The 8,592-nt window shown below is 42.8% G+C and carries 8 protein-coding genes and 1 pseudogene; 5 read left to right on the forward strand and 4 right to left on the reverse strand.

Annotated features, from left to right (window positions below):
* Window positions 1-192: pseudogene (locus MICAI_RS06580) on the forward strand (hypothetical protein); the annotation flags it as partial.
* Window positions 193-219: 27 nt separating this feature from the next.
* On the opposite strand, the gene MICAI_RS06585 reads toward MICAI_RS06580, so the two are convergent.
* The 3 genes from MICAI_RS06585 to MICAI_RS06595 all read right to left on the reverse strand — a co-directional run bounded on the left by MICAI_RS06585 (window position 220) and on the right by MICAI_RS06595 (window position 3,364).
* Window positions 220-1,611, reverse strand: a complete 1,392-nt coding sequence (locus tag MICAI_RS06585) for an MlaD family protein (RefSeq protein WP_008199435.1) — start codon at window positions 1,609-1,611, stop codon at window positions 220-222.
* 313 nt (window positions 1,612-1,924) lie between these two features.
* Window positions 1,925-2,704, reverse strand: a complete 780-nt coding sequence (locus MICAI_RS06590) for an ABC transporter ATP-binding protein (RefSeq protein ID WP_008199437.1) — start codon at window positions 2,702-2,704, stop codon at window positions 1,925-1,927.
* Window positions 2,705-2,731: 27 nt separating this feature from the next.
* On the reverse strand, window positions 2,732-3,364 hold the full coding sequence (locus MICAI_RS06595; RefSeq protein WP_039899731.1) for a 2OG-Fe(II) oxygenase: 633 nt from the start codon (window positions 3,362-3,364) through the stop codon (window positions 2,732-2,734).
* Window positions 3,365-3,555: 191 nt separating this feature from the next.
* Between MICAI_RS06595 and MICAI_RS06600 the strand changes: the two genes are divergently transcribed.
* Genes MICAI_RS06600 through MICAI_RS06610 form a run of 3 tightly spaced genes read left to right on the forward strand, consistent with a single transcriptional unit; the run spans window position 3,556 to window position 4,552 of the window.
* Entirely contained in the window at window positions 3,556-3,801 is a 246-nt protein-coding gene (locus tag MICAI_RS06600) for a helix-turn-helix domain-containing protein (protein ID WP_002749478.1), read from the forward strand.
* Window positions 3,802-3,847: 46 nt separating this feature from the next.
* Window positions 3,848-4,036 (forward strand): hypothetical protein, encoded by a 189-nt coding sequence (locus tag MICAI_RS06605; protein WP_157221731.1) that lies wholly within the window; start codon window positions 3,848-3,850, stop codon window positions 4,034-4,036.
* Between the two features lie 24 nt (window positions 4,037-4,060).
* On the forward strand, window positions 4,061-4,552 hold the full coding sequence (locus MICAI_RS06610) for a hypothetical protein (protein WP_008199445.1): 492 nt from the start codon (window positions 4,061-4,063) through the stop codon (window positions 4,550-4,552).
* Here the strand turns inward: MICAI_RS06610 and MICAI_RS22480 are convergent.
* The gene (locus tag MICAI_RS22480) at window positions 4,544-5,884 is read right to left on the reverse strand and encodes a DNA cytosine methyltransferase (RefSeq protein WP_008199447.1); all 1,341 of its coding nucleotides are present in this window, start codon (window positions 5,882-5,884) and stop codon (window positions 4,544-4,546) included. The two genes, MICAI_RS06610 and MICAI_RS22480, sit on opposite strands and share 9 nt — an antisense overlap.
* A gap of 170 nt (window positions 5,885-6,054) precedes the next feature.
* Here MICAI_RS22480 and pheT point away from each other — a divergent pair, with 170 nt between their 5' ends.
* Window positions 6,055-8,490, forward strand: coding sequence for a phenylalanine--tRNA ligase subunit beta (pheT, locus tag MICAI_RS06620; protein WP_008199449.1), 2,436 nt, complete (start codon window positions 6,055-6,057; stop codon window positions 8,488-8,490).
* Window positions 8,491-8,592 lie beyond the last annotated feature (102 nt).

Here is an 8,592-nt window from a genome sequence, read left to right on the forward strand (position 1 = left end):
TTAATCACTGACAATAGAAGTACCATACCCAATCATTTAAAAGATCATTGGAACACGGGAGGTCACACTTGGGGAATTATTTGGTTACGCCCTAGCGGTACAATTAGTCAATGGGCTGAATCAATGATTTTAATCTGGGAATTAACAGAAGCTGAAGAATGGATTGATCGCTTAGATTGGATTCCTTTATGAGGAACTAAGGTGATTTTTCAAACACATTTAATCATTTATTTCGGGGCTTTTTCTGGGTTTCTTAGGGTCTTTTTCTGGGGTATTAGGGGCGGGATTTGGGGCTATTGTCGCAATTTGGGCGGCCATTCTTGTCATTGCTTGACCTTGGGCGAATTCCTGCTGTAGTTGTTCGCTAGAAGACACCAAACGACTTAAACCTTGAATTAAACGAATAATTTCCTGTCGCAGTTGCGGATTACCGGTAATTTCATCCACATCGGAGGTGATTTTCTGAAGATTGGCAAAAGCAGCGCGAGAGGAGTCGAGGAGTTGCTGTAGGGTGACAACAGTGGCAGGATCGGAGAGATAGGCGGTAAATTTACCCAAATTTTCACTTAATTTAACAGCATTTGCCGAAATAGTGTTTAAATTCTCGATAATTTGGCTTTTCTGCACTTCCGTGAGGATCGGATCCAAAGCAGCGAGAGTAGTTTGTAGGCGATCGCTAGTAGTTTTGATACTATCGAGAGTAGCAATTAAACGATTTTGATTAGCTGCCAAAAAAACCCGCAGTTCTTCCGTAGTTTGTCCCACCAAAAGCAGCGTTTTTCGGGCCTCCACTAGGGTAGCGTCTAAATTTCTCAGGCCGCCACTTCCCTGTAAACTTTTCAGTAAAGTAGTCGCTTCCTGACTCAATCCCCCGACACCGGAAAGATCACTAGAAAGGCGATCAAGGGAACCGGATACTTGCGGTAAGGATTCCAGGGATCTCATCCCCGAATTAACTTTACCTAGAGTACCGCTGCGACGAACCTCGCTTAAAGCGGTGGTTGCCTCACCACTAAAGCGATCGAGTCCCCCCAAGGCATTAGCAGCGCGTTGGGTAAAAGAACGAAATCCGGCCACCATATCGGGATCGCTAACTAGATTAGAAATTCTCAGTAAAGATCTGATCAAGGTATTGACATTTAGCGCCGATTGCCCTTGTAAACGGGAACCGTTACAGATAATCACTTCCCCATTACAGTTAGGACTCAAAGGGGGTTCTTTGACACCACCGACGGGTAAAGCTTGCAGGGGAGTAATATCGATCGTGGTTTCACCCACTAAACCGGATTGAATGGCTTCGATGAGGGAATTACTGGGAATTAGGCGATCTGCTGGCGAAATCTCCACTTCTACGGCGACTCCCTCCGGTTCTGGGGTAATTGCCGTCACTTGCCCGATTCTCACTCCCCGATAACCGACGCGGGTTCCCACCATCATGCCACCCACATTAGGAAAAAGGAAGCTGGCTCGATAACTGCGCCCCCCGAAGCTAAAATTACTTAACCAGGCGATAAACCAGATTAATATTCCCCCCGATGTCAGTAACATTAAACCGATACCACTTTGCCGCAGAGTTGGGGAAATCCCCCGTTGTGAACCGCCAGCTTCCATAAATAATTACTCCTCATCTCTACACAGTATCTTACAGGAGAAATCGGGGTATTTCAGCGATCAGTGATCAGTGATCAGTGATCAGTTATCAGTTATCAGTGATCAGATGCGAGTTAAGCTAAGACGCATCTTAACCGCCTATCCTTAGATTAGCTGAATTTCCCCCGACCCTCCCGATGTCGGGGGGGGGCAGGGGTTTGGGGGTTGGGGGGGGTCTTGCAAGAGTGCCTCTTGCCTCGTCTCAACAAGCAATTTAAATGCGCGGGCAGCTTATCAGTTCACTGATTACTGTTTACTGTTTACTGTTTACTGATCACTGAATTGGTCCGTCGATACTGCCGGTAAAAAATTGCTTGAGTACGGGGATTTCGGAGTGATAAGCCTCTTGAGTCGGTCCAACCCATTGAAATTGACCTTTATAGAGAAAAACGATGCGATCGGTGGTATTTTCGATGGTGCTGTGGACGTGGGTGACAATGAGATGGGCCCCACAGGCTTTTTTTACCTTGAGAAGTTCCATAATTACCGTCTGGATGCGGGTAGAAGCGACGGGATCCAGTCCGGCAGTGGGTTCATCGTAAAGGAGAATGTTCGGTCGATCGGCTGCGATCGAGGGATCGCTGATAATTGCTCTGGCTAAACTGACGCGTTTTCGCATCCCTCCGGATATTTCAGAGGGATAGAGGTCGTAGGAACCAGTCATACCCACTAAATCCAGTTTTTCTTCCACTAAATCCCGGATTTCGGCTCGTTTTAGCTTTGAGTGGCGATAGAGAGCAAAACCGACATTTTCCCCGACAGTGAGGGAGTCAAAAAGGGCCGATTGTTGGAAAACTAGACCAACACCGAGGGGATCTTCCCCCTGTTCTACGGTTCTCTGGCGTTTTGTGCCGTAGATGTACACTTCTCCTCGATCGGGGGCCAGTAATCCGGCGACTAAGCGCAAAATCGTCGATTTTCCCGTCCCGGACGGACCGATCACGCCGATCGCTTCTCCTTCGTACACTTTCAGATCGACGTTATTTAAGATTACTTTCTTCCCGAAAGCTTTGGTCACTCCCCTTAATTCGACGATCGGTTCGCGCATCACCATCTAGAATATCTTTACAAAAATGCCCTTTTATTGTAGATCAACGACCCGATCTTTCTTTTTTTTCTTTTCTGGTTTTATGGTTCGCGATTCTATCTGCATTTCGGGAATCTCTCGCAATTCTTCCGCATCTAAGCGATATTGTTCGCAGACAAGACTCAGACGAATACCAGAACAGCTAACGGGATTAACTGAATGGGTGAGATCTCCTTGAAAGAGGATCAAGGTGTTAGCACAAGGACGAATCTGGGCCACGGAACGATTGCCTGTTGCTAGTACCAGTTCCCCCCCTTGAATATCTTTAGGAACCTGCACATAAAGGACGCTAACTAGGAGCGGAGGATCGATTGTTTTACAATAGGAGCGCAGGGAGCGATCGATATGGGGATCGACGCGTGAACCGGTTTGTAGGAGTAAGGGGTTAAGATAAAAAGCGTTGCAGTCAGCTTGTAAACTGCGATCAAGATAGGGTTTAAAATAGGGAAACATTCGTTCGACATCGCTGATTTGTGTGCGTCGAAAAGCGATAGAAAAGCCTTTGGTTTTAACGAAATCTCGATTTAAATTGTTAACTGTGAAGTGGGGACAAGCGAGAATCTGTCCTTGTAGTTCGCTCAGATAACTGGGAGTGAAAGCGTCGGGATATTGGGAATAGTAAGGCACGGATAGAATCAGAACGGTACGGCAATCTTTAGGATACATTTTTAGTCAAACACAAAATCAGAGTTTTTGCCGCTCCCGAATATAGGTTTATTCAGAATCAGCTTTTGTGACTTATAGTCCGTAGATTAATAGTCATCATAGAAGGAAAATGGACTGTAGAGAATTTCAATATCTTCTTTGGTAGTTTATATATGGCAGGAAAGCTAGTCACTGCTGTTGCTGTGACTGTAAGAAAATTGCGGAAGAAACGTAATCTGAGTCAAGAAGCTTTAGGGTATAGGGCTAATCTTGACAGAACCTACATATCTGGAGTTGAAAGGGGAGTAAGAAACATTACTTTGGACTCCTTAGAACAAATTATTTCAGCTCTGGACATGGATATTGTTACTTTTGTCAATACTGTTGCGGAAGAAATTAATGAGTTATATCATAAATAAACATTCTGATACCAGCTTTTTCTCAAAACAAGGTCAGAAAATAACTATGGATAAAGTAATATTTGAGCATTCATTAGTTGAATGTCATTCTGTTGTTAAAAAAATAGTCCAAGATATACCAGTAGATATATTTAGAATTCTAGGTATGAGAAATCTTTCTGCATTTATTGGTGAGCTATTTGCCCTAGAATTTGCCAATAAATCCCAGGGATTATTTATCAACAATCCGCATTAAGACGGCTATCCAGATTTGCTGTTAATGGATAAGAATGGCAAAGTTTTTTTTGAACAACTTTCCCAAGAAAGACGAATGCGAGATAAGTCTCCATTTAGTCCATTTGCTAATGGGGGAGTAGAGGTTAAAGCCACTTGTGGCAGTGTTCCTACACCAAGAGAATTAAAGAAGACTGGAAAAGAAAAACCCGATATGGGAGACACAAGAATCGAGGTAATGAAAAGCTATGATTGGAAGGCTCACCATAGAGAAACTAACAATCTTATTGGCATTCTCTGGGATTTTGAGAATACTATACCTCAAATAGTTGCTGTCTTTTTTTGCAACAACTTAACTGACAATGATTGGGGTAAAATTGTTCAGCCAAAAGAAGGCGGTGGAAGAACAACTAGCGTCTCAATTATGTCACGACAAGGCGTTAAGAAAATGTATAAAAACTGGATTATGATAAAGAATGACGATAGATATATTAATTTTGTCAACAAATATAACAAAGACAATTTAATTTCAAAATAGACAGAGCTGCTCATATTTTTCCTTGATTTGCTCCTCAAGAGAACAATCATCATTGAGGATGGATACTAAATGATCAAATATTTTTTGTAATCCAGCAGGTGGGATACTTTCGCCAATTAACTCTCTAATTAGTTTATCACTAACTCTTTTGTCATCTGCCCGTTTCCATGAAAATGGGTATTCGGTAATTGTGTGAAGAATCATTGCTTCATACAGAGATAATACTCTATTTTGAATAGGATGTAGTTTATTGTCACTACAAGCATAGGAGAGATTTCGTGTAATTGTACTGGCTGGTGCGTCCCAACTCATTCTTTTATAGGCACTGGTATAACCTTTCATCAACCTGTATTTTCCATCTTCTTTCACCCATGGACGAGGAAGAATGTGTCCACATTTAAGGCAGTAAAGGGGGGTTTCTGTACTAGCTCGATTAATTCCTTCATTATTTTTGCGTGCGCTGTGTGTTGGATTACCATTATATCTACAAACAGGGTTAATACATTGATTATCAAATGAACTTTTTTCTTCTGGTGTATTACTGATCCAAAAATATTTTTCTTCATCTAATAGGGGTACATAGTGATATGGTATATCATCTGATTTAGCAGTTTCTGTTCGTTGAGAGTCAAGTGGTGGTAAATGATATATTGCGTCTCGAACAGTTTTCCATCTGGGAAGTTCTAATCCTTCTTTACTATGAGTTGGTTTAGGAAAAAGAGAATTGTTCTTTTTTAAATAATTCTTCAGTTTCTCATTTTTAGTAAATATTGAAATAAGTCGTTGACGATTCTGCGGGACTCCATAATCAGCAAAATCTATAATGCTAATCGAACTTAAAAACTTATCACCAATACGCTGTTTTATATAACATAAAATATTTACCAAATAATCATCTTTCTCGGGAAAGGGTATATAAGTATTTTGCATTTCTGGCACATTTTCCATGACCAGTGTTTCTGCTCCACTAGCCAGAAAAACTTCTAGGGTGGGAATGATTAATAAATTTCTCTGGTCGATTTCATTTTTTGAGCCTTTACGAATAGAATTAAGCAGCTTACCTCTGCCATTTCTAGACATACCTTGGCAGGGAGGAGTCGCAAAAACAATGTCTAAATTTTGTCCAGAGAGTCGCTGCTTTGTTTCTGCGACTATCTCATTTTTTGTATCCCATATATCCCCAATAATCATTAATGATTCTGGGTGGTTAAATTTAAATACTTCTGCACGATCTTTCAATAATTCATTCGCCACTACAACTTCAAATCCCCCAGAGCGAAGAGCCATATCTCCAATTCCACCACAGGCAAATAGACTGATTGCTTTCCTCATCGATTTTCTTACTCCATGTAACTTATAGTCTATAATAATAATTGGCTGAAGGCAACTTTTAAAAATGAGTATCCCCAGCAAACCTGAAAGCGATCTTTCCTGTCAACCCAGTCGCGGTGACAACCCACCGTTTACAATAGTTAAGAACCAACGGCAAGCAAGAATTAACGATGCGGATTTCGATCAACTGGTTACGAGAATTAGTCAAAATTGTCCAATCTCCCCAAGAATTAGCCGAATTATTGACAATTGCGGGAATAGAAGTGGAAGAGATCGAGGATCGCCGAGAATGGGCAAAGGGTGTGGTTATTGGTAAAATTATCGATCGTCAACCCCATCCCAACGCAGATAAACTAAGTGTCTGTCAGGTGGATATCGGTCAGGAAAACCCTAGTACAATTGTCTGTGGTGCGCCCAATGCTAGGGCTGATATTCTAGTTCCCGTGGCTACTTTGGGAACTTATTTACCCAAAATCAATTTAACGATTAAACCGGCTAAATTGCGCGGGGTAAAATCGGAAGGGATGATCTGTTCCCTCGCAGAATTAGGATTAACTAAGGATTCTGAAGGAATCCACATTTTTAGCCAGGAAAATCTCCCTTTAGGTACAGATGTTCGTCCCCTTTTAGGACTCGATGAGGTGATTTTAGATATTTCTCCCACCGCTAACCGTGCCGATGCTTTGAGTATGATCGGAGTTGCGCGAGAAGTGGCGGCTTTGACAGGAGGAGAATTAAGCCTACCAAAAGTGAAATTAGGTGAATTTTCCCCTAAAAAAGATTTAACGCTGGAAATATCAGAAAATAAAGCCTGTCCTGGTTATATTGGTACGGTGATCGAGGGGGTAAAAATTGGCCCATCTCCGCTATGGTTGCAACAGCGTTTACAGGCAGCCGGACTGCGATCGATCAATAATGTGGTCGATATTACTAATTATGTCCTCTTGGAGTGGGGACAACCCTTACACGCTTTCGATCGCGATCGTTTACAAAGTTTTGCCGGAGGTAAATCCGTTACTATTGGAGTCCGTTTTGCCGAGGAAGGGGAAAAAATTATTACTCTTGATGGTCAGGAAAGAAGCTTAAAAGAGCTTAATTTATTAATTACTGCCAATAATAAGCCGGTAGCTTTAGCGGGGGTGATGGGAGGTCAAGATACGGAAGTTAACGAGGAAACCGTTAATCTTGTGCTAGAGTCGGCTTTATTCGATCCGATCGCCATCCGTCGTTCCTCAAAAGCGCAGGGTTTACGCAGCGAATCTTCCGGACGCTATGAACGCGGTGTTAATCCCGCCGCTTTGGAATATGCTTGTCAAAGGGCGCTCGATTTGATTCTAGAGTTAGCTGGGGGAACTGTCAGCAGTCAGGTTAAAGCTGATTATCGTGCCGATCAGTCCAGTCGTTCGATCGAATTGCGTTTAGAACGTTTGCAGCAGCTACTGGGTCAAGTTACCCTAGATAACGGTGCGATCGGTGAAATTCTCGCCGAAGATGTGGAACGGATTTTAGGCAATTTAGGCTGTGAATTGCAGTTAACCTCGAAAAATCCTGTTCTGTGGACTGTGACAGTGCCAGACTACCGTTATCGGGATTTAGAACGGGAAATTGACTTAATTGAAGAAGTGGCGCGACTGTACGGATATGATCGCTTTGTCGATACTTTGCCGGCAAAAACCGCAGCCGGAGGATTATCCTTTGAGGAAACTATACAGCGTCGGGTGCGGGAAGCTTTTCGCGCAGTGGGTTTGACGGAATTAGTCCAGTATTCCCTAGTTAAACCGGAATTAGCGGAAGTTGTCCTCGCTAATCCCCTTTTTGTCGAGTATTCTGCTTTGCGGACTAATCTCCTCGACGGTTTAATCGAAGCGTTTGAGTATAATCAGTCTCAGGGTAACGGTTCCTTAAATGGCTTCGAGATCGGGCGAGTTTTCCGCTCAGAATCGGATAATATCAACGAATACGATGCGATTGCCGGTATTTTCGGCGGTGATTTCTTCTCGGCCGGACGTTGGCTGCGATCGGGTAAAGAGGTAGCCATGACTTGGTATGAAGCAAAAGGCATTTTAGAAGCAGTATTCGATCGCCTTTCGCTGACAGTAAGCTACGAAAAAGATGCCGAAGATGCGCGTTTTCATCCCGGACGAACAGCCTCTTTATGGATTGGTAAACAACGCCTAGGTATATTCGGTCAACTACACCCGCAATTGCGTCAGCAAAAGGGATTAATTGAGGCAGTTTATGCCTTTGAAATCCAGTTCCCGCTCCTGTTAGCAACTCTTAGCGATAGTGCCAAAATTACCCCGCGTTTACAGGTCTATTCTACCTATCCGGGGGCGGCGCGAGATATCGCCTTCTTTGTTTCCACAGATATACCCGTAGATAGATTGACAAAAACTATCAAAAATGCTGGGGGAACTCTTTTAGAAAAAGTCGAATTATTCGATCGCTATCAGGGGCAGAATGTGCCAGAAAATCATTGTAGTTTGGCCTTTAGTTTAGTCTATCGTGCCAGCGATCGAACTTTAACCGATGAAGATGTGGAACCCTTAATGACAAAAGTGCGAGAAGCTTTGGTTAAACAGTTCCAAGTTTCTTTAAGAAGTTAAATTCAGCGATCAATTATCAGTTATCAGACATCGACTTTATAAGTAGGTAGGCGTTAAAAATTATCAGATGCCCCCCTTATCAAGGGAGATCCCCCCGCCTAC

It is taken from the genome of Microcystis sp. T1-4, from assembly GCF_000297435.1.
In the GTDB taxonomy this organism is placed as follows: Bacteria; Cyanobacteriota; Cyanobacteriia; order Cyanobacteriales; family Microcystaceae; genus Microcystis.

Bases quoted from the DNA above. Each gene is read 5' to 3' on its own strand.
- MICAI_RS06585 (WP_008199435.1), bottom strand. From the start codon at position 1,611: ATGGAAGCTGGCGGTTCACAACGGGGGATTTCCCCAACTCTGCGGCAA.
- MICAI_RS06590 (WP_008199437.1), bottom strand. From the start codon at position 2,704: ATGGTGATGCGCGAACCGATCGTCGAATTAAGGGGAGTGACCAAAGCT.
- MICAI_RS06600 (WP_002749478.1), top strand. From the start codon at position 3,556: ATGGCAGGAAAGCTAGTCACTGCTGTTGCTGTGACTGTAAGAAAATTG.
- MICAI_RS06605 (WP_157221731.1), top strand. From the start codon at position 3,848: ATGGATAAAGTAATATTTGAGCATTCATTAGTTGAATGTCATTCTGTT.
- MICAI_RS06610 (WP_008199445.1), top strand. From the start codon at position 4,061: ATGGATAAGAATGGCAAAGTTTTTTTTGAACAACTTTCCCAAGAAAGA.
- MICAI_RS22480 (WP_008199447.1), bottom strand. From the start codon at position 5,884: ATGAGGAAAGCAATCAGTCTATTTGCCTGTGGTGGAATTGGAGATATG.
- pheT (WP_008199449.1), top strand. From the start codon at position 6,055: ATGCGGATTTCGATCAACTGGTTACGAGAATTAGTCAAAATTGTCCAA.